General features: G+C 61.5%; 17 protein-coding genes and 1 pseudogene. 14 read left to right on the forward strand and 4 right to left on the reverse strand.

The genetic code is table 11. The annotated features are described in order from the left end of the window. Nucleotide 1 precedes the first annotated feature (1 nt). Nucleotides 2–940 (reverse strand): rod shape-determining protein MreC, encoded by a 939-nt coding sequence (gene mreC / locus DES49_RS05270; protein WP_424955224.1) that lies wholly within the window; start codon nucleotides 938–940, stop codon nucleotides 2–4. Nucleotides 941–958: 18 nt separating this feature from the next. After that, on the reverse strand, nucleotides 959–2002 hold the full coding sequence (locus DES49_RS05275; RefSeq protein WP_133735336.1) for a rod shape-determining protein: 1044 nt from the start codon (nucleotides 2000–2002) through the stop codon (nucleotides 959–961). A 226-nt stretch (nucleotides 2003–2228) separates the two neighbouring features. On the opposite strand from DES49_RS05275, the gene DES49_RS05280 reads away from it, so the two are divergent. The 13 genes and pseudogenes from DES49_RS05280 (at nucleotide 2229) to lnt (ending at nucleotide 17150) form a co-directional block, all read left to right on the forward strand. Then, nucleotides 2229–3509 (forward strand): hypothetical protein, encoded by a 1281-nt coding sequence (locus tag DES49_RS05280; RefSeq protein ID WP_133735337.1) that lies wholly within the window; start codon nucleotides 2229–2231, stop codon nucleotides 3507–3509. Between the two features lie 77 nt (nucleotides 3510–3586). Next, a complete protein-coding gene (gene gatC, locus DES49_RS05285) occupies nucleotides 3587–3874 on the forward strand; it encodes an Asp-tRNA(Asn)/Glu-tRNA(Gln) amidotransferase subunit GatC (protein WP_133735338.1) in 288 nt (95 codons plus the stop codon). A gap of 36 nt (nucleotides 3875–3910) precedes the next feature. Then, on the forward strand, nucleotides 3911–5365 hold the full coding sequence (gene gatA, locus DES49_RS05290; RefSeq protein WP_133735339.1) for an Asp-tRNA(Asn)/Glu-tRNA(Gln) amidotransferase subunit GatA: 1455 nt from the start codon (nucleotides 3911–3913) through the stop codon (nucleotides 5363–5365). 201 nt (nucleotides 5366–5566) lie between these two features. Then, a complete protein-coding gene (gene gatB / locus DES49_RS05295) occupies nucleotides 5567–7018 on the forward strand; it encodes an Asp-tRNA(Asn)/Glu-tRNA(Gln) amidotransferase subunit GatB (RefSeq protein WP_133735340.1) in 1452 nt (483 codons plus the stop codon). A gap of 239 nt (nucleotides 7019–7257) precedes the next feature. Further along, nucleotides 7258–7677, forward strand: coding sequence for a PilZ domain-containing protein (locus tag DES49_RS05300; protein ID WP_166645995.1), 420 nt, complete (start codon nucleotides 7258–7260; stop codon nucleotides 7675–7677). Nucleotides 7678–7781: 104 nt separating this feature from the next. Further along, nucleotides 7782–8699 (forward strand): annotated as a pseudogene (gene cysD, locus DES49_RS05305) (sulfate adenylyltransferase subunit CysD); the annotation flags it as partial. A 37-nt stretch (nucleotides 8700–8736) separates the two neighbouring features. Continuing rightward, a complete protein-coding gene (cysN, locus tag DES49_RS05310; protein WP_133735343.1) occupies nucleotides 8737–10401 on the forward strand; it encodes a sulfate adenylyltransferase subunit CysN in 1665 nt (554 codons plus the stop codon). A gap of 3 nt (nucleotides 10402–10404) precedes the next feature. Continuing rightward, nucleotides 10405–11418, forward strand: coding sequence for a nucleoid-associated protein (locus DES49_RS05315; protein WP_133735344.1), 1014 nt, complete (start codon nucleotides 10405–10407; stop codon nucleotides 11416–11418). Between the two features lie 547 nt (nucleotides 11419–11965). Beyond that, nucleotides 11966–13309 (forward strand): tRNA (N6-isopentenyl adenosine(37)-C2)-methylthiotransferase MiaB, encoded by a 1344-nt coding sequence (gene miaB, locus DES49_RS05320; protein WP_133735345.1) that lies wholly within the window; start codon nucleotides 11966–11968, stop codon nucleotides 13307–13309. A 12-nt stretch (nucleotides 13310–13321) separates the two neighbouring features. Further along, nucleotides 13322–14293 carry a PhoH family protein gene (locus DES49_RS05325; RefSeq protein ID WP_133735346.1) on the forward strand — a complete coding sequence of 324 codons (972 nt, stop codon included), beginning with the start codon at nucleotides 13322–13324 and terminating at the stop codon, nucleotides 14291–14293. Next, nucleotides 14290–14739 (forward strand): rRNA maturation RNase YbeY, encoded by a 450-nt coding sequence (ybeY, locus tag DES49_RS05330; protein WP_133735347.1) that lies wholly within the window; start codon nucleotides 14290–14292, stop codon nucleotides 14737–14739. Before DES49_RS05325 ends, ybeY begins: the two co-directional genes overlap by 4 nt. Nucleotides 14740–14758: 19 nt before the next feature. Next, on the forward strand, nucleotides 14759–15601 hold the full coding sequence (locus tag DES49_RS05335; protein WP_133735348.1) for an HlyC/CorC family transporter: 843 nt from the start codon (nucleotides 14759–14761) through the stop codon (nucleotides 15599–15601). Continuing rightward, the gene (gene lnt, locus DES49_RS05340; protein WP_243864901.1) at nucleotides 15594–17150 is read left to right on the forward strand and encodes an apolipoprotein N-acyltransferase; all 1557 of its coding nucleotides are present in this window, start codon (nucleotides 15594–15596) and stop codon (nucleotides 17148–17150) included. The genes DES49_RS05335 and lnt overlap by 8 nt, the downstream gene beginning before the upstream one ends. On the opposite strand, the gene DES49_RS05345 is transcribed toward lnt, so the two are convergent. Further along, nucleotides 17132–18109: an aspartyl/asparaginyl beta-hydroxylase domain-containing protein gene (locus tag DES49_RS05345; protein WP_133735349.1), complete on the reverse strand. Its 978-nt coding sequence runs from the start codon at nucleotides 18107–18109 to the stop codon at nucleotides 17132–17134. The genes lnt and DES49_RS05345 overlap by 19 nt on opposite strands. An 82-nt stretch (nucleotides 18110–18191) precedes the next feature. After that, nucleotides 18192–18749 carry a zinc ribbon-containing protein gene (locus tag DES49_RS05350; protein ID WP_133735350.1) on the reverse strand — a complete coding sequence of 186 codons (558 nt, stop codon included), beginning with the start codon at nucleotides 18747–18749 and terminating at the stop codon, nucleotides 18192–18194. A 117-nt stretch (nucleotides 18750–18866) separates the two neighbouring features. Here DES49_RS05350 and leuS point away from each other — a divergent pair, with 117 nt between their 5' ends. Then, a complete protein-coding gene (gene leuS, locus DES49_RS05355) occupies nucleotides 18867–21452 on the forward strand; it encodes a leucine--tRNA ligase (protein WP_133735351.1) in 2586 nt (861 codons plus the stop codon). Nucleotides 21453–21459: the final 7 nt, after the last annotated feature.

Raw genomic sequence — 21459 nt, forward strand, 5'->3', positions numbered from 1 at the left:
CTCAGTCGCCCTCCCCCGAATCGGCCCCGGCACCGTCCTCCTGGTCCTGTTCGGTAAACACCACCAGCACCAGGCGGCTGCTGTTCAGGCTCGCCATGGGCTTGGCGAGAACACGGGCAAACGGCTCGGCGGGATCATGTGCTACGGAGCTGATCCGAGCAACAGGATAGCCCTGGGGGAAGCGGCCACCCAAGCCGGAACTCACGAGCAGGTCGCCCTCCTCAATGTCGGCGGTGTCCGGGACATGGGCCAGCTCCAATCGATCACGATCCCCATTGCCAAGCAGCACAGCCCGTACGCCATTGCGATTCACTTCCACCGGGACGGCATGGCTGTTATCCGAGATCAGTATCGCGCGCGCAGTGTATTTGCTCGTGTGCACCACCTGCCCCATCAGACCACCCGCATCCAGTATGGCCTGCCCTTTCCTGAGACCGTCATCCGCCCCTTTGTCGAGAATGACTTCATGGGAAAGCGGATCCGGAGTTACCCCGATCACCTCGGCCACCAGAACGCGGTCATCAAGATCCGACGAGGCATTGAGAAGCTCACGCAGCCGTGTGTTTTCAGCCGCCAGCGCCGCATAGCGTTGGGCCCGTCGCTCCAGTACAAGCAGACGGGATTCCAGCGCCTCGTTCTCCTCAATCAGACTGTCGCGACTGGCAGTAACATTTCCCAGCCACTCAGCCACATTCCCAGGGGACTGCCCGAGCCAATAAACTGGCGTCAGGCCAGTCATCAGCCAGCTGCGAAGACGATCCCCATAGGGCAGATACAGGTCCCCACCGATCAGCGCTCCAGAGAGAAGCACGACCAACAGTAAGCGGGTGCTGATGAAAGGACCTTGCGTGAACAGATTGTTGATGAGCTGACCCCCGATTCCAAACGACAGCCGCCGCTGACGCGGCAGCGACAGCGGCGGAAACCCGGGTTCCGGCAGTAATAGCTGTCAGCGGCCCTAGCCTTCCTGGGCAAACATGGTCGTACCGGAACGATCGATGCGCTCAAGCGCCTTACCACCACCGCGGGCAACACAGGTCAGCGGATCCTCCGCCACCACTACCGGCAGACCGGTCTCCTCGCTGATCAGGCTGTCAAGACCGCGCAGCAGCGCACCCCCGCCGGTCAGCACGATGCCGCGTTCGGCGATATCGGACGCCAGCTCGGGGGGAGACTGCTCCAGAGCGCTCTTCACGGTCTGAACAATCTGCGCCAGGGATTCCTGCAGTGCCTCGAGAACCTCATTACTGTTCAGGGTGAACTGCCGTGGGACCCCTTCGGCGAGATTGCGGCCGCGCACATCGATCTCACGGACTTCAAGGCCTTCATAAGCGCAGCCGATCTCGTGCTTGATCCGTTCAGCCGTGGAGTCGCCAATGAGACTGCCATAGTTTCGGCGTACATAGGTCACAATGGCCTCATCAAACTTGTCCCCGCCAACCCTGACGGATTCCGCATAGACGATACCATTGAGCGAGATGATGGCAATCTCGGTGGTCCCGCCGCCGATATCCACGATCATCGAGCCGCTGGCCTCCTCAACGGGCAGGCCAGCACCAATAGCCGCAGCCATGGGCTCCTCGATCAGGAAAACCTCGCGGGCGCCCGCACCGAGCGCCGATTCCCGAATCGCCTTGCGCTCCACCTGGGTGCTCTTACTGGGAACACAGACCAGAACGCGCGGGCTTGGTGTAATAAAGCTGTTCTCGTGGACCTTGTGGATAAAATGCTGGAGCATCTTCTCAGTCACCACAAAGTCGGCAATGACGCCGTCTTTGAGCGGACGGATCGCTGTGATATTGCCGGGCGTGCGCCCAAGCATACGCTTGGCTTCGCTGCCCACCGCCGCGACTTTCTTCTGGCCGTTGGACGAGCTTACCGCCACAACGGAGGGCTCATCCAGAATGATGCCACGGCCGCGTACAAAAATAAGGGTATTGGCGGTTCCAAGATCGATGGAAAGATCGCTGGAAAAGACGCCTCTCAGTTTCTTGATGAGCATCAGTGTCGTTTCAACCTGGCTATGCGGGTTCTAGAGTCCGGGACCAAATGCGAAATAGTCCGCGAAAAGCGATGAATGCCGGAACTTTAGCAGTGGCGGGGAGTGCAGGCAAGGCAGAGCAGGCACAACTGAGTTGTTATCACGTGTCTGCAATGAAATAATTTGTTGTTGACATCGTCACTCCAGAATCCCGCCATGGACAGCACAGACGACCTGGGAGAGCAGCTTGCCCCTTAAAACAGCGCCACAGAGCCGAACCCTGATAACAGGAATCGGTATTCGCGGCCGCCCGCTCAGGGCCCTGGTGGTTGGCTTACTCGCTCTTACCGCCACAGACGCGCTTGCCCTTTTCGGACGCGACCTACTGATGGAGCCCCTGCCTTTTCGCCAGCAGCGCGTCTTTGAAGGCCGCGAGCTGTTCTACAACGACGAGAGTTTCCTGCACCGGGCAAGTTTTGCCATGCCTGACCCACTCACCGCCAGTCCAGTGGCACCCGACCACATGGCCGGAACCGGCGGCAGCGCCCGCAGCACCGAGCTCTTTCTGGATATTGGCGTACAGGCGACAAGGGCGTTCACAGACCGTCTTGACTTCCAGTACCGATTCCGCCGGACCGAGGACCTTGACGGTCGATTCGACCGCAACCTGGTCGGATTCGGCCTCCATCCCCACCGCCACTGGACCCTGCGGTTCATGGCGGACGTCACCGGAGACAAGTCGCGAACGGATCTGCAGCCCGAGATAAGCTGGGAACACCCGGATGGCCACTCGGCCCGCGCAACGCTTGTACTGACCGACGCCATGTTCAACGAAAAGCAGGACATTAACGCTTACCGCGAAGCACCCGTCACCTGGTTTTTCGCCGGCAAATGGCAACTCTCGTCCAACCACCAGCTACGGGGCTACCTCGATGTAACCCCGGATACCGCACTGGAAGCAAGGGACCGTAACCGCCTGTTCCGCAACGAGTCCGCGCGGGCCGGTATTGCCTGGGACTGGGAAACGGATGACGGAATCCGCTGGCGATGGCTTGTCGAGGGCAAGGCCATGGACCGCGAAGAGACCCCCCTGGACGGGGGCCCTCTGGATACCATGTCACGCCGATTCTGGCGATCCAGGGTTGAGCTGACCCTTCCCGGCGACAACGATTCGCACTGGCGAGTGGGCACCCAGGCCCTCTCACTCCAGGAAACGGGCACCTTCATTGGCAACAACCAACAACTCAGCGACCAGCAGGAAGCCATGGTATTCGCGGGAATCAGCCGAAAACTCAGCGCTGAATGGCAGTTCCGGCCCACGCTCTATATCAGTGCAACCGAAGGCGAGTCGAAGCGTGCCTCAAACAGCACCCCTTCCAGCGAGGACGGGGTGAACGACAAGCTCACGCTACCGTTTGAATGGCACCCCCGCGGGGCCAAGGGGGCCAGCCTCACCCTCAACCCCACGCTTCACCTTGCCAAGGGGGACTTTGGGGGCGGCAATCTGCAGGTCAGGATCCCGCTCTAGTCTCATTTGTACAAACGGGGAAGCCACCAGCCGCGAGGATTTGCTATCATCGCGACTCTCCAGAAGAGGGAAACGGCATGAGCATTTCAAAAGAGCAGATTGAACAGGTTGCCTACCTGGCCCGCATCCAGATCAGTGACGCGGAAAAATCCGCCCTGGAGTCCAAGCTCTCCAGCATCCTGGACATGGTGGACGAACTCCAGGCCGCGGATACCGACGGCATCACGCCCATGGCGCACCCACTCGACGCCACTCAGCGCCTGCGGCCGGATGAAGTTACTGAGCCCAACGAGCGCGAGAAATTCCAGAAGCTGGCACCGGAAGCCGAAAACGGCCTCTACCTCGTGCCGCGCGTCGTCGAATAACGCCCAACTCCCTGAATTGCCGGAACCGGACTGACCATGCACACAAAAACGCTTTCCGAACTCTCCCGGATGCTCGACAGCGGCGAGACCTCCAGCGAGGAACTGACCCGCGAGACACTGGACCGGATCAAGGCCCAGGACAGCCGCTACAACAGCTTCATCACACTGGCCGAGGAACAGGCCATGGCCTCGGCCCGCCAGGCGGATGAACAGAGGGCCTCGGGTAAAGCCTCCGCGCTGACCGGTGTCCCCTTCGCCCACAAGGACATCTTCTGCACCCGCGACCTGCGCACCACCTGCGGCTCGCGGATGCTCGACAACTTCGTGCCGCCCTACAACTCAACGGTGGCTGAGAAGCTGGACGAAGCCGGTGCCGTCTGTGTCGGCAAGACCAACATGGACGAATTCGCCATGGGCTCGTCCAACGAAACCAGCTATTACGGCCCTGTCACCAACCCATGGGGCGACAAACTCGTCCCCGGCGGCTCCTCCGGCGGTTCCGCCGCCGCCGTGGCCGCCCGCCTTGTAGCCGGCGCCACCGCCACGGACACCGGCGGCTCCATCCGCCAGCCCGCGGCCCTGTGCGGCCTAACCGGCCTCAAGCCCACCTATGGCCGCATCTCGCGCTACGGCATGATCGCCTTCGCCTCCAGCCTGGACCAGGCCGGAACCCTGACCCGCACCGCCGAAGACAGCGCCCTGATGCTCAACGCCATGGCGGGCTTCGACCCCAGGGACTCCACCTGCATGGACCGCGCCGTCCCCGACTACACCGAGGGGCTCAACAACGACATCAAGGGCCTGCGCATCGGCCTGCCCACCGAGTTCTTCTCCGACGACCTGGACCCGGTCATGGCGCAACAGGTGCGCGAAGCGATACGCGAATACGAAAGACTCGGCGCCACCGTTACCGAGATCAGCCTGCCGCACTCGCATCTGGCGGTCCCGGCCTACTACGTCATCGCTCCCGCCGAGTGCTCGGCCAACCTGTCACGCTTCGACGGCGTGCGCTATGGCCACCGCTGCGAAAACCCGCAGGACCTCAACGACCTCTACCTGCGCTCACGCTCCGAAGGCTTCGGCGAAGAAGTCAAACGCCGCATCCTCGTCGGCACCTACGCCCTGTCCGCCGGCTTCTTCGACGCCTACTACCTCAAGGCCCAGAAAGTCCGCCGCCTGATCCAGCAGGACTTCATCCAGGCCTTCGAGAAGGTCGACGTCATCATGGGCCCAACGTCGCCCTCACCGGCCTTCGCCCAGGGCGACAAGACCGACGACCCAGTCAACATGTACCTGGAAGACGTCTTCACGATCTCAACCAACCTGGCCGGCCTCCCGGCCATGTCGATCCCCGGTGGCATGGTCAACAACCTGCCCATCGGCCTGCAGATCATCGGCAACTATTTCGACGAAGGCCGCCTGTTGAATGCGGCGCACCAGTTCCAGAAAGTCACGGACTGGCACGAGAAGGCGCCCGAGGGGGCTGTTTGAGGGAAGTTGTTTAGCGGAAGCTTACTCGTAGATTGAGGCGGCGGGCGGGTGTGGCTTTGCGGGAAGCTCTTTCGCCATGGATGGCGAAAGCGCAGCGTCCAGGGATGGATTCATAGCGATTCCCGCAAAGCCACACCCGCCCGCCGCCCGGCACCAACCCAGACGGCATAACAAGATTTGATAAGGCAGGAGCACTGCACCATGCAATGGGAAACCGTTATCGGCCTGGAAGTCCACGTCCAGCTCGCCACCCAATCAAAGATCTTCTCCGGCGCCAGCACCAACTACGGCGCCGAACCCAACACCCAGGCCTGCGCCATCGACCTGGCCATGCCCGGCATGCTCCCAGTGCTCAATGAAGGCGCCGTCCGCATGGCCGTCAAATTCGGCCTCGCCGTCAACGCGGACATCGCCCACCGCTCCGTCTTCGACCGCAAGAACTACTTCTACGCCGACCTTCCCAAGGGCTACCAGATCAGCCAGATGTACTACCCCATCGTCGGCAGGGGCGAAGTCAGCATCAACCTGCCCGACAACAGCACCCGCCCCGTCGGCATCCACCATGCCCACATGGAAGAAGACGCCGGCAAGTCCCTGCACGAGGACTTCCACGGCCAGACCGGCATCGACCTCAACCGCGCCGGCACCCCGCTGCTTGAAATCGTCTCCGAACCCGACATGCGCTCCGCCGAACAGGCCGCCGCCTATTTGCGCAAGATCCACTCCATCGTCACCTACCTCGGCATCTCCGACGGCGACATGTCCCAGGGCTCCATGCGCTGCGACTGCAACGTCTCCGTGCGTCCGGTCGGACAGGAAGAGTTCGGCACACGCACCGAAATCAAAAACGTCAACTCCTTCCGCTTCGTGGAAAAAGCCATCAACACCGAAGCCGAACGCCAGATCGAACTGATCGAGGACGGCGGCACTGTGGAGCAGGAAACCCGCCTCTACGACGCGGACCGCAACGAAACCCGCTCCATGCGGACCAAGGAATTCGCCAACGACTACCGCTACTTCCCCGATCCCGACCTGCTCCCGGTCGAGATCGACGACGACTACATCAACGACGTCCGCGGCGAACTCCCGGAACTGCCGGACGAAAAACAGGCCCGCTTCACCCGCGACTACGGCCTGTCAGAAGCCGACGCCGCGCCCCTCGTCCAGAACCAGGCCCAGGCCGACTACTTCGAAACCGTCGCAAAAGCCTCCGGCGATCCTCGCCAGGCCGCCAACTGGATCATGGGCGAACTGGCCCGGCTGATGAACCAGAACGACATAACCATCGACCAGTGCCCCGTCTCCGCCGAATCCCTGGCCACACTGATGGGCCGCATCCAGGACGGCACCATCTCCACCAAGATCGCCAAACAGGTCTTCGAAGCCCTCTGGAACGGCGAAGGCACCACCGACGAAATCATCGAGAACCAGGGCCTGAAACAGGTCTCCGACAGCGGCGAAATCGAAAGCCTCGTCGACCAGGTCCTGTCCGAAAACCCGGAAATGGTCGAAGACTACCTGGGCGAGGAAGTCGCCAAGAAACAGAAAAAGAAATTCAACGCCCTCGTCGGCCAGGTCATGAAAGCCTCCCAGGGCAAGGCCAACCCGGCCCAGGTCAACGACATCCTGCAGAGCAAGCTGTCAAAAAACTGAGACGGCGCCGACTCGATGTCAGATCAAGGGGGTAGAGGGGGCCTTTATCGGGAAGCTCTTTCGCCATGGATGGCGAAAGCGCAGCGTCCAGGGATGGATTCATAGCGATTCCCGATAAAGGCCCCCTCTACCCCCGATGCCCAATAGTTCACAGTCTACAACCCCCACCCCACCGAACATTTGTTTATTTAATGGTCAGGGTCTACGCTGGTGGAAAATTGCGTCACCCGAGGTTGCCGATGAACTCAAACAATACCAAGTCGGGCCAAACAAGCCGCCCAAACCTCCGATACCACCACCGCATCCCTGTCGACCTGGAACTGCACCTGGAAGTCAACGGGGAAAAACTCCCCCCCTGCCGCGTCGGCAACCTCTCACGATCCGGCATCATGGTCCCCTGCTCCCAGGAAATCCTTGACCAGATCGCTCCCAACCAGGAGTCCGTAGCACCCCACATGGCGATCCCCGTCCGCGCCCAATTTGAAATTCCAATGGGGGATAACGGCAGCGCCTGGGTCGACTGTGGGTGCGACGTCGTCACCGTCCGGCGGGTTGCCCGGGACTGCTTCCATGTCGGAATGTCCTTCACCAGCTTCGAAGACGAAGGCGAAACCCTCGTCGACCGCTACATCAACGAGCAGCTTGCGACCGGCGCCTGACGCCCAAACTGTCACTTCTTAACGCGCGCTGTTATCTGATATAATCCGCCCTTCGTTTAGACCCTGCATTCCAGGGTCACCTCCATTCCGAGTCAACTGCGGTACAGAGCGCGATGACCCAATACAATCTCACGCACCTCAAACAGCTCGAAGCCGAGAGCATCCACATCCTCCGGGAAGTCGCTGCGGAATTCGACAACCCCGTGATGCTCTACTCCATCGGCAAGGATTCCTCGGTGATGCTGCACCTGGCCCGCAAAGCCTTCTGGCCGGGCAAGATCCCCTTTCCCATGCTCCACGTGGACACCACCTGGAAGTTCAGGGAAATGGTTGAGTTCCGGGACCGGATGGCCGAGAAGTACGACCTTGACCTGATCGTCCACATCAACGAAGAGGGCGTGAAACAGGGCATCGGACCCTTTACCCATGGCAGCGCCAAGCATACCGACGTCATGAAGACGCAGTCCCTGAAACAGGCGCTGAACAAGTACAAGTTCGACGCGGCCTTCGGTGGCGCGCGCCGGGACGAGGAGAAATCCCGGGCCAAGGAACGGGTCTACTCGTTCCGCGACGAGAATCACCGCTGGGACCCCAAGAACCAGCGCCCCGAGCTCTGGAACATCTACAACGGCCAGATCAACAAGGGTGAGAGCATCCGGGTTTTTCCGCTCTCGAACTGGACCGAGCTTGACGTGTGGCAGTACATCCACCTCGAAAACATCGAGATTGTGCCGCTGTACTTTTCCAAAAAGCGTCCCGTGGTCGAGCGCGACGGCACCCTCATTATGGTCGACGACGACCGGATGCCCCTGGAGCCCGGGGAAGAGCCCATGATGAAATCCGTACGCTTCCGCACCCTGGGCTGCTACCCGCTGACAGGCGCGGTGGAGTCGGAAGCCGATACGCTTCCCGAGATCATCCAGGAAATGCTGCTCACCCGCAGCTCGGAACGCCAGGGCCGGGTCATTGACCATGACAGCGCCGGCTCCATGGAAAAGAAAAAGCAGGAAGGTTACTTCTAAAGCACCCTTCCATACCCGGTTTTCGGAGACAGAATCAATGTCACATCAGTCAGACCTGATCGGCACCGACATCAATGCCTATCTCAAGCAGCACGAGCAGAAGCAGCTTCTGCGCCTGCTGACCTGCGGCAGTGTGGACGATGGCAAAAGCACCCTGCTCGGCCGCCTGCTGCATGACACCAGCATGATCTACGAAGACCAGCTGGCAGCACTGGAATCCGACAGCGCCAAGATGGGCACCACGGGCGAGAAACTCGACCTGGCCCTGCTGGTTGACGGCCTCCAGGCCGAGCGCGAACAGGGCATCACCATCGACGTGGCCTATCGCTACTTCTCCACGGCCAAGCGCAAGTTCATTGTCGCCGACACCCCTGGCCACGAACAGTACACGCGCAACATGGTCACGGGGGCATCCACCTCACAGCTGGCGATCATCCTGATCGACGCCCGCCACGGCGTTCTCACGCAGACCAAGCGTCACTCCTTCCTGGCGTCGCTGCTCGGCGTCCAGCACGTGATCGTTGCCATCAACAAGATGGACCTGGTGGAGTACAGCGAGGAGCGCTACAACGAAATCCGTGAAGAGTACCAGCACTTCTGCGGCGACCTGGGTCTGAACGACGTCCGGTTCGTACCGCTGTCCGCCCTCGAAGGGGACAATGTGGTCTACCCCAGCGAGAACATGCCCTGGTACGACGGCTTGCCACTGATGCAGGTGCTGGAAGATGTCCCGATCGCCCAGGACAAGGATTTCGATCACTTCCGCTTCCCGGTGCAGTACGTCAACCGCCCCAACCTCGATTTCCGGGGCTTCTGCGGCACCATCGCCTCGGGCGTGATTCACCGCAACGATGAAGTGGTGGCGCTGCCCTCGGGCCGCTCCAGCCGGGTCGAGGACATCGTGACCTTCGACGGCAACCTGGAAGAAGCCCACATTGACCAGCCCGTCACCCTGACGCTGAAGGACGAGATCGACATCAGCCGGGGCGACATGCTGGTGCGTTCCGACGACCTGCCCGAAGTTGCCACCGCGTTCAATGCCAACGTGGTCTGGATGATTGACGAGCCACTGAAACCGGGCCGCCTCTACGACATCAAGCAGGGACCGCGCTACAGCTCCGGCTCCGTGCGCAAGGTTCACTACCAGACGGACGTGAACACTCTGGACCAGAAAGACGCGGAGGAGCTCGGGCTGAACGAAATCGGACTCTGCGAGTTCGCCGTCAGTCACCCGCTGGCGTTCGACCCCTATCCGAGCTGTGGCTCCACCGGTGCCTTCATCATCATCGACCGGCTGACCAACATCACCATTGGTGCCGGCATGATCAAGGGAAGCGCCAAGAGCGACGAAGGTCTTCTGACGCCGGTTTCCGAAGAGGAATGGCAGCGGCGCCTGGACCAGAAGGCCCTGATCATCAACTGCGGCGGCGACGCCGACAGCACCCTGGCAACCGCACTCCAGCGCAGCCTCTTCGATGTTGGCAAGACCGCGATTGTGCTGGACAAGGCGAACACGGACTCCGATGAAGAGCGTGGTCGCATTGGGGACATGCTGCGCAACCAGGGTATGATCGCCATCTGCACCGGCGTAAGCGGCACGCCCTCGGATTACAACATCAGCGCGTCCGACCAGGCCGGAGTCAGCAAGGCCACGCAGGATCTGATCCATACCCTGCGCCGGGAACGGCAGCTGCAGTCCTGATCCATGGCGATCCAACAGCTGCGCCTGCTTCAGGCTACGGATCACGGAGGCGGACAGTCCGTTAAGACCCGGGCCGGCGAGGTTCTGGCGGACCCCGGGGGCGACTACGAAGCCCTCCACCGCCAGTTGAAGCAACGCTTCAACGCCCGCCCGGGCAAGGAATACGGCCGCTTCTCGGAAGACATCGGCAGCCACCCATTCCAGGGCTGGCTCGCCGACTACCTTGATGGCCGCCAGGATTTCCAGGCCTTCTCGGACCGCGTCCTCTCACAGTGGCAGGACGAGATCGGCCGTGCCGAAGCGGAGATCGACAGCCCCCTGGTTCTGGTCCACGAGTCCCTGGCCGACGGCGAGGTCATCTACCTCTTTGCCCTGGAGATGGACCCCATCTTCCAGCTCGATTCCGCCCTGGAACTCCACCCGGCCCACAGCATCAGCCTGACCCGCCTCAACCTCGCGGCCCGCATCGAGATCCATGACTGGCGCGGCGACCACGGCTCCGCCAACTACCTGACCCTGCTCCAGGGGCGCGGTACCGGCGAGCGCGGGCGCTGTTTTGCACGTCTCGTCGGGTTCCAGCGCGAGGTGGATGTGGGCCAGGAGACGCGGACTTTCCTGGAGGCGGTGGAATCCTACGCCAGCCAGTCTGAGCCGGAAGAGGCCCAGAAGGTCCGCAACCGGGCCTATGAGTTCTGCAATGAGCAGGAGGCGTTGGGGGAACCGGTGCCTCTGTCGGCATTGTCCGGGTATATTGATGATACGGAGCCGGAGCGCTTCGCCAATCATGTGGCCCAGGAGCAGGCGCTGCCGCCGGACAGTGTGCTGCATCCGGATCGGCGGAAACTGCGGAAGCTGGTACGGATTTCCGGCAAGGGGAACGGCCTGAGCCTGTCTTTCTCTTCCGACCTCGTGAATCAGGCGGTTCATTACGACCGTGATCGGGATGCACTGGTGATTACCCAAGTGCCCCGTAGCCTGAAAGAACAACTGCAGAGCTATCTGGACCAGGGTGAATAAGGTCCACTTTTGAGCGTGGCTTGAAAGTGCTTGCCCCAGCTTGAGGGTTGGTGCCGGCATCACGGCGGGGGATCGCTTTCAGGGACCGCTGTGAACCCTTTTTAGCTACGCTGTCCTGCTCCGCTAAAAAGTCCAGGGCTTACGTCCTGTAAGCCCGTTTGCGCTCAATCGCGCAAACCCCTGGGCGCTGGCGCTTCGTCATCCTGACGAAGAGCCTCCCTGAAAGCGATCCCCCGCCGCGATGCTCGTGGTCATTTCGAAACGCTAGCCGAATCCTTTTAAGCGAATAGCACTCAACTAAGAGTGTTGGGGTGTGGTGGTCTTTTCGAGGAGGCTCGATGACAGGATGTCATCGCGCCAGCGCCCAGGGATGGGTTCACAGCGGTCCTCGAAAAGACCACCACACCCCAACACCCGCACCCACCCCACAGTCCTGTGCCAAAACCCCAAAGCACCCACAAAGACAGCGACCGATAACACTTACGTCCAGCACGCCCCCGGCGTTATAATCGGCGATCTTTCAACCACCACAGAACGACGCCAGATTATGGGAAAGAAACTCTTCATCAAGACCCACGGCTGTCAGATGAACGAATACGACTCCTCGCGCATGATCGACCTCCTGCGCGAGAGTCACCAGGTCGAGCTGACGGACACCGCCGATGACGCGGACATCCTGCTGCTCAACACCTGCTCCATCCGCGAGAAGGCCCAGGAAAAGGTCTTCCACCAGCTTGGCCGCTGGAAGCACCTGAAGAAGGACAACCCGGATGCCATTATCGGCGTCGGCGGTTGCGTGGCCAGCCAGGAAGGGCAGGCGATCATCGACCGGGCGCCCTACGTGGACATGGTCTTCGGGCCGCAGACCCTGCACCGCCTGCCCGAGATGATCACCAAGGCGGACGGTGAAGGCAGCGTCGGTGTGGTGGACGTGAGTTTTCCCGAGATCGAAAAATTCGATGAGCTGCCCGCGCCCGGCGTTAACGGACCGACCGCGTTCGTTTCCATCATGGAAGGCTGCAGCAAGTATTGCTCATTCTGCGTCGTTCCATACACCCGGGGTGAAGAGCTTAGCCGCCCGGTCGAGGACGTGCTGGAAGAAGTCCGCGACCTCGCCCGCCAGGGTGTCCGGGAAGTGAACCTGCTTGGCCAGAACGTCAACGCCTATGACGGAGAGACCCTCGACGGCGACACCATGGATCTGGCGGAGCTGATTACCTGGGTGGCGGATATCGATGGCATTGACCGGATCCGGTTCACCACCTCGCACCCGGTGGAGTTCTCCGACGCGCTGATTGACGTGTACGAACAGGTCCCGGAGCTGGTCAGCCACCTGCACCTGCCCGTGCAGGCAGGCTCCGATCGCATACTGGCGCTGATGAAGCGCGGCCATACGGCGCTCGAGTACAAGTCCAAGATCCGCAAGCTGCGTCGCATCCGCCCGAACCTGAGCCTGTCTTCGGACTTCATCATCGGCTTCCCCGGCGAGACCGAGAAGGACTTCGAGGACACCATGAAGCTGATCAACGATGTGGGCTTCGATGTCTCCTTCAGCTTCGTCTTCAGTGCCCGTCCGGGCACGCCGGCGGCGGATCTGCCGGATGATACGCCCGAGGCGGTCAAGAAGGAGCGCCTCGCCATCCTGCAGGACCGCATCAACCAGCAGGCCTTGGACATCAGCCGCAAGATGGTCGGAAACACCGAGCGGATCCTGGTGACCGGCGTCTCCAAGAAAGACCCGGGTGAATACCAGGGCCGCACCGAGAACAATCGTGTGGTGAACTTCCGCACCGAGGTTCCGGGCGTGATCGGAAATTTTGTTGATGTGCACATCACCGAGGCCTTGCCCAACTCCCTTCGCGGTGAAATGATTGATGATAATCGCTACTGAATCGAGGCCTGTTTGAGCGCTGATACCCGCGAATTCCATCTGGAACCCGTTGACTCGGAACGGCTGGCCGCACTGTGCGGCCAGTTCGACGAGCACCTGAAACACATCGAGAAGCGCATGGGTGTGCGCATCGGCTACCGGGGCCATCATTTCCGCGTCACCGGCGAGGCGGAAACCGCCACCGCCGCCATGGAAGTGCTCAGGCATCTTTACCGGGAAACCGAGGCCAATGAGGACATCAGTCCGGACACCGTGCACCTGTTCATCCGCGAGTCCGGCTTCGAACGCCTGCCTGAAACCAGTGACTATGATGGCAGTGTCCAGGTGGTCCATACCCCGCGAATGAAGATCCAGCCCCGGGGCGAGAACCAGCAGCGCTACATCCACGCCATCCGCACCCACGACATCAACTTCGGCGTCGGCCCGGCCGGCACCGGCAAGACCTGGCTGGCCGTCGCCTGTGCCGTGGAGGCGCTGAAGAACGAGGAAGTGAAACGCCTGATGCTGGTGCGCCCGGCGGTGGAAGCCGGCGAAAAACTGGGTTTTCTCCCCGGTGACCTGGCCCAGAAGGTCGACCCCTACCTGCGCCCGCTCTACGACGCCCTCTATGAAATGCTGGGCTTCGAGCAGGTGAACAAGCTCATCGAGCGCAGCGTCATCGAGATCGCCCCGCTTGCCTTCATGCGCGGCCGGACCCTGAATAACTCTTTCATCATCCTGGATGAGAGCCAGAACACGACCCGGGAACAGATGAAGATGTTCCTCACGCGGATCGGGTTCGGCTCCACCGCCATCATCACCGGCGACATCACCCAGATTGACCTGCCGCACGGCCAGCACTCCGGCCTCGAGCACTCGCTGCGGGTGCTCAAGGAGGTCAAGGGCATCGGCATGACCTGGTTCGGCGCCGAGGATGTGGTTCGGCACCCGCTGGTACAGCGCATTGTTGAAGCCTACGACAGCTGGGATGCCCAGGGCTCATGAGCAGGATTGTCGTCGATTTCCAGAATGCCTGTGAGAGCCGGTCAGTGCCCGATGAGGCTGAGCTCCAGCAATGGGCTGAGGCTGGCTGGCAGGGCGCGGTAGAAACGGAAATCACCCTGCGGGTGGTGGATGAAACGGAGAGCGCCGAACTCAACAGCCGCTATCGTGGAAAAAACTCTCCCACCAATGTGCTCTCCTTCCCCTTTGACGTGCCCGAGGGCGTGGAACTCGACCTGCTCGGCGATCTCGTGATCTGTGCGGACGTCGTCAAACACGAAGCGGAAGAACAGGGCAAAACACTCCAGGCTCACTGGGCACAGATGGTGATTCATGGCATGCTTCACCTGCAGGGCTATGATCACCAGAATGACCAGGAAGCGGAGATCATGGAAAGTCTTGAAGTGCGCCTGCTGGGCGAACTAGGCTTTCCCGACCCGTATCAATGAGGACACGGACCCAGGCTCCATGAACGACGACCCGTCGAATAACGGTCAGGCCAGCAAATCCTGGATTGACCGACTATCCCAGGCATTCTCCAGCGAACCCCGCAGTCCCGAAGACCTGCAGCGAATGCTGCGCGACGCGGAATTCCAGCAGCTGATCGATGCGGATGCCATGAGCATCATCGAAGGGGCCATGCAGGTCACCGACATGCGCGTCGAGGAGATCATGATCCCGCGCTCGCGCATGGTCACCGTCAAGGCCGAGGCGGACCCGTCCAGCTACATGAACGACATCATCGACTCCGCCCACTCGCGCTTCCCGGCTATTGGCGATACCTCCGACGACGTGGTTGGCATTCTGCTGGCCAAGGACCTTCTGCCGCTGGCGCTGCGCAACAACCTCACCCGCGACAGCATCCGGGATATTCTCAGACCTGCTACCGTGGTCCCGGAAAGCAAGCGCTGTAACCAGCTGCTGAAGGAATTCAAGGAAAACCGCAACCACATGGCCATCGTGGTTGACGAGTACGGCGGTGTCGCCGGGCTGATCACCATCGAGGACGTGCTGGAACAGATCGTGGGTGACATCGAGGACGAGCATGATGTGGACGACGACGACCAGATCATGGAGCGCGAGCACGGCATCTACGCCGTCAAGGCCCAGACCGCCATCGAGGACTTTAACCAGTTCTTCGGCACCGAGCTCGACGAGGACGAGTTCGATACCATCGGGGGCCTGCTGCTCAAGGAGTTCGGCCGCCTCCCGAGACGCGGCGAATCCACCACGGTCGATCGGTTCCGTTTCAAGGTGCTCAACGCCGATAACCGCAAAGTCCGACTGATCCAAGTGAAGCCCATTGCCTGAAACAAGTCTCCTGATGCAATCCCGTGGTCAACGCCTGTTGCGCCGTGCCCTTCTGGTGCTGGCGGGGGGCCTCCAGACCCTGGCCTTTGCCCCCTTCTTCGTCTGGCCAGCGGCAATTCTCTCCTTTCTGGTCCTGATCCCGCTGTGCCTGCACCGGGATCCAAAAGCCCTCTTTGGGGATGGCTGGCTGGTCGGGTTCGGCCTTTTCGGGGCGGGCGCCTCCTGGGTGTATGTCAGCATCCACGAATATGCCAATACACCGGCGCCCCTGGCGGTGCTGATGACACTGGTCTTCGTCGCCGGCCTGGCCCTGGTTCCGGCGATTGCCTTCTGGTGCTGGGGCAAACTCGGCGGCGACCATGAGCGCCGCCGGCTCTGGCTTTTCCCCGCGGTCTGGGTGCTCACGGACTGGGTGCGCGGCTGGCTGCTGACCGGCTTCCCCTGGCTTTATGTGGGGACCGCCCAGACCGATGGTCCCCTCGCGGGCTGGTTGCCGCTGCTCGGGGTTCACGGGGCTACATTGCTGACCGTCGGCACCAGTGTTCTGCTCCTGCTGGCCGGCACCGAAGGCTGGCGGCAACGCCCGAAAACCGCCCTGGCGGCACTGGGCCTGGCCCTGCTGCCCTGGCTTGCCGGTCCCCTCCTGAACACGATTGAGTGGACCCATCCCGACGGCGACCCGCTGTCGGTAGCCGCTGTCCAGGGCAACATTTCCCAGCACAACAAATGGGATCCCGAACAGATGCGGGCGCAGATCCGCACCTACCGGGAGCTGTCCGAACCCCTGTGGGACCGGGACCTGATTCTCTGGCCGGAAACGGCCGTTCCCGCCACCCAGGGCCAGGCCGCGCCCACACTGGACGCCATTGAAACCCGGGCCCTGGAAACCGACACGGCCTTCATCACCGGCATTCCCTGGTACGGAAACACACCCCATTACCCAGGGTCCGTGTTCCACAACAGCCTGATCACCCTGGGCCAAGCCCAGGGCACCTATCACAAGCAGCGACTCGTCCCCTTTGGCGAATACGTCCCTTTCGAGTCACTGCTGCGCGGCACCATCGAGCTCCTCAATCTGCCCATGTCGGTTTTCCGCCCGGGACCGGAAAACCAGAGCCCGCTGCGTCTGGCCGGCGTCGCCGTGCACCCGTTCATCTGTTATGAGATCACCTACGCCGATTTTGTCGCGCGTAACAGCCAGGGTACCGGTTTCCTGCTGACCGTCTCCAATGATGCCTGGTTCGGCCGTTCCATCGGCCCCTTCCAGCACCAGCAGATTGCCCGCACCCGGGCGCTTGAGACAAGCAGACCCCTGCTCAGGGGAACCAATAACGGGATCACCGCCATCGTGGATGGTAAAGGGAAGGTGGTAAAAAAGGCGGCTCATTATAAGCGGGACGTGCTGACGGGATCACTCCAGCCGGTCACCGGCCAGACCCCCTTCATGCTGGCGGGATCCTGGCCGGTCGTGACGCTGGCGGCGATTATGATCGTCTTCGGCCGCCAACGCCGGCCGGGAAACAATGCCCCTCAGACAACGGCCTCGTAAACTTCCTGCGCGGCGATGAAACCACCGAAAACGAGCCCGCAGACTGCCAGCGCCAGCACCGTGTTGACCGAATACTTGATCGCCAGGTAGCGGCGGCGATTGGTTTTCTTGAGCGTCCGGACCCGCGCAATCGCCGGTGACACCCTGGCAAAAATGGTATTCGCCAGGCCCCGCTGGTCTCCGTCCGTATTCGGCACGATGGTCAGACGCATCAGTCCCTTGTAGAAGAAATTGACCACACGACCCACCAACCAGGTCGGGCGCTCCACATCACACATCAGGATCAGCCTGTACTGCTCCGCATCGTTGTGCGCGTAATGCAGATAGGTCTCGTCAAACAGCAGGTCATCCCCGTCACGCCAGGAATAATCCCTGCCATCGATATTGATGTAACACCTGTCGTCGTTGGGCGTCGCAAGGCCCAGGTGATACCGCAGTGAGCAGGCAATCGGATCGGAGTGGCGGGTCAGCTTGGACCCCACGGGCAGCACCGAGAACATGGCGCCGTTGACCGAGGGAACCTGGTCCAGGATCTTCAGGGTTTCCGGACAGGCAGCCTGGGCGGAGTTCAAGTGAGTGCCGTACCATTTGAGGTAGAACTTGCTCCAGCCGTACTTCTGGAAGGTGCGGAAGCCGATGTCGTAGTAGGCGCTGGATTCCGGGTCACTGGTACGGTCAAAAACCCGGTCCTCGTGGAGCGCCACGGCCTCGCGACGGATGGTCTCCCAGTTGTCCCGGATCGCCCGGAGTTCGGGAAAACGCTCCAGGTCCTGGATCGAGCCCCGGCCCCGTGGCTTGGTAAACAGGTAGAGCAGGCAGTTCAGGGGAGTAAAGATGGGCCAGCCCTTGCGCCAGTACTCCGCCAGACTCGCATAGCGTTCGTGGCCCCGAAACCGATAGACATAGACCATGGATATGGCAACGAATGCAAGTACACCCAGAAATGCAGCGACGGCCATTCCCACTCACTCCTTCCAGAACAGTTTGAATCGTTAACGATCCTAAATGTAACGGAGAACGGGCCGCCGTCAAATCGGGGCGCTAAACGGCGTCGGTATCCACGTCTGGCGTATGCGTCGTCACGCGCTCGAAGTAGTGGGACTCACACTGGTGGCAGGGTTCCAGCCGGCTTGTGCCCGACAGCGTCACGAGATTCCCGCAGTTGAGGCAGCGGAGCACACCCGCCATCGCCAGTTCCCCCGTGAAGTAGTGCTCACTGTCGCTGTCCGCCAGTTTCTGCTGCAGTTCCAGGGTATCCAGCCGGGTGGGGTCGGCAATGGAGAACAGCAGGTTCAGCACGCGGTCCTCAAACCACTCCAGATCCCGCATCAGCCATTCGCGGACCCCCTCACCCGTGCTCGAGATGAAACCCAGAAGATGGGACAGGTCCCGCTTCAGGTATGCCCGGAGCAGATGAATCTCCTCGTTGGTCAGTTCCGCCACATCCTGTTCGAACTCCACCGCGTCCTCGATCTCCTGCTGGAGCCGCTCCCAGGTCCGGTGTTCGGCGTCGGCGAGCCGGTCCTCCACGCGCGCGAGCATGCGGTCATAGGTTTTCTCTGCGTTGCTGCTCAGTTCCGGACGTTGCTTTTCGGCCATTGAGTTTCCCTCGGCTTGGTGTGTATGGCTACCTGTAGCCCTTTCACTACGCTAGAATGAGCCCTTTTCCAATGCAACAACCATTTTCAGAATCGTAAGCAAAAGGCACCTCTTACCATGGATGAGCAATATCGCCCTGAGGCGGTCGAGCGCAAAGCACAGGCCTACTGGGAATCCAACGACTCCTTCGCGGTAACGGAAGATCCCAATAAGCCCAAATACTACTGCCTCTCCATGTTCCCCTACCCCAGCGGCAAGCTGCACATGGGGCACGTGCGCAACTACACCATCGGAGACGTCATCTCCCGTTACCAGCGCATGCAGGGGAAAAACGTGCTCCAGCCCATGGGCTGGGACGCTTTCGGTCTGCCGGCGGAAAACGCCGCCATCAGCAATAAAACGGCGCCGGCCAAGTGGACGCGGGAGAACATCGAGCACATGAAGGCCCAGCTCCGACGCCTGGGTTTTGCCTACGACTGGAACCGCGAATTCGCCACCTGCGACCCGGACTACTACCGGTGGGAGCAATGGTTCTTCACCAGGCTCCATGAGAAGGGTCTGGTCTACAAGAAGAACGCCACGGTGAACTGGGACCCGGTGGATCAGACGGTGCTCGCCAACGAACAGGTGGTTGAAGGCCGCGGCTGGCGCTCCGGCGCCGTGGTTGAACAGAAGGATATTCCCCAGTGGTTCATCCGCATCACCGACTACGCGGACGAACTGCTCGACGACCTGGACAAGCTCGACGGCTGGCCGGAACAGGTCAAGGCCATGCAGCGCAACTGGATCGGCCGTTCCGAGGGCGTTGAGCTGGAATTCCAGGTGGAGGACGGCTCCGAACCCCTGTCCGTCTACACCACCCGCCCGGATACACTGATGGGGGTGACCTACATGGCGTTGTCCGCCCGGCATCCCCTGGCTGACAAAGCGGCCGAGCGCCATCGTGAAGTGGCGGACTTCGTAGAGGAATGCCGCAACACGGTCGCGTCCACGGCCGACATGGAAACCATGGAAAAGAAAGGGGTCGAGACGGGCCTCTATGCCCTGCATCCGCTGACGGGCGATCGCATCCCCATCTGGATCGCGAACTTCGTGCTGCACGAGTACGGTACCGGTGCCCTGATGGCGGTGCCCGCCCATGACGAGCGCGACCACGAGTTCGCCCGCAAGTACCGCATCCAGATCCGCCAGGTGATCAGCCCCAACGACGGTCGCGACATTGACTGCCATGAGGCCGCTTTTACCGAGAAGGGACTGGTGAGCAACTCCGGCCCCTACACGGGGATGGGCTCCGACGAAGCCTTCGAGGCCATTGCCAAGGACCTCGAACAGAAGGGCCTGGGGCGCCGCACCACCAACTACCGGTTGCGGGACTGGGGTGTATCGCGGCAGCGCTACTGGGGCGCCCCCATTCCCATGCTCAGCCTGGAAAACGGCGAATCGGTCCCGGTTCCTGAAGACGACCTGCCGGTACGGCTGCCCGAGGATGTGACCATGGACGGGGTCCAGTCGCCCATCAAGGCCGACCCCGAGTGGGCCAGAACCACCTACAACGGCCAGCCCGCGTTCCGCGAGACGGACACCTTCGATACCTTCATGGAGTCGTCCTGGTACTACGCACGCTACTGCTCGCCCCATAACGACCAGGGCATGCTGGACCCGGAGGCAGCCAACTACTGGCTGCCCGTGGACCAGTACATTGGCGGCATCGAACACGCCATACTGCACCTGCTCTACGCCCGTTTCTTCCACAAACTGCTGCGCGACACCGGCCTCGTGCAGAGCGACGAGCCCTTCAACCGCCTGCTCTGTCAGGGCATGGTCCTGGCGGAAACCTGGTACCGGGAAACCGACAACGGCGGCAAGGAATGGTTCTCGCCCCAGGACGTGGACGCGGAGTACGACGGCAAGGGCCAGGTGGTCCGGGCAACGCTCAAGGCTGACGGCAAGCCCGTTCACCCGGGCGGCGTCACCAAGATGTCCAAGTCCAAGAACAACGGCATCGATCCGCAGTCCATCATTGATGAGTACGGGGCCGACACCGTCCGCCTCTTCATGATGTTCGCGGCTCCGCCGGAGCAGTCCCTGGAATGGTCGGACAGTGGCGTGGAAGGCGCCCACCGCTTCCTGCGCCGGCTCTGGCGCATGGTGCACCAGCACCTGGAATCAGGCGGTAGCGGGGCGGCGATTCCCGGGGAACCCGATGAGCGCCAGCAGCAGCTGCGCCGCAAGACCCACCAGACCATCGCCAAGGTCAGCGACGATTTCAGCCGCCGCATGACCTTCAACACCGCCATTGCGGCCGTGATGGAGCTGCTCAACGATGCGGGCAAGTTCGAGGTCACCTCCGAGGGTGACCGAGCCGTGATGCAGGAAGTGCTGGAAACGGCGGTCCTGGTGCTCGCGCCGATTACGCCCCACATCGGCCATGAACTCTGGGAGGCACTCGGCCATCAGGAGCCGGTTGTGAATGCGCAATGGCCCGTGGCCGACGAAGCGGCCATGAAGGAAGACCGCATTGAACTGGTGGTCCAGGTCAACGGCAAGCTGCGCTCGCGGCTGAGCGTCGATGCCAACGCCGACAAGGAATCACTGGAGGCCATGGCGCTTGCGGACGAGAATGTTCAGCGCTTCACCGAGGGCACGACCATTCACAAGGTGATAGTCGTGCCCGGCAAGCTGGTGAATGTGGTTGCGAAATAGGGAGCCC

Origin of the sequence: Halospina denitrificans, assembly GCF_004364635.1 — a bacterium.
GTDB classification, from domain to species: domain Bacteria; phylum Pseudomonadota; class Gammaproteobacteria; order Pseudomonadales; family Oleiphilaceae; genus Halospina; species Halospina denitrificans.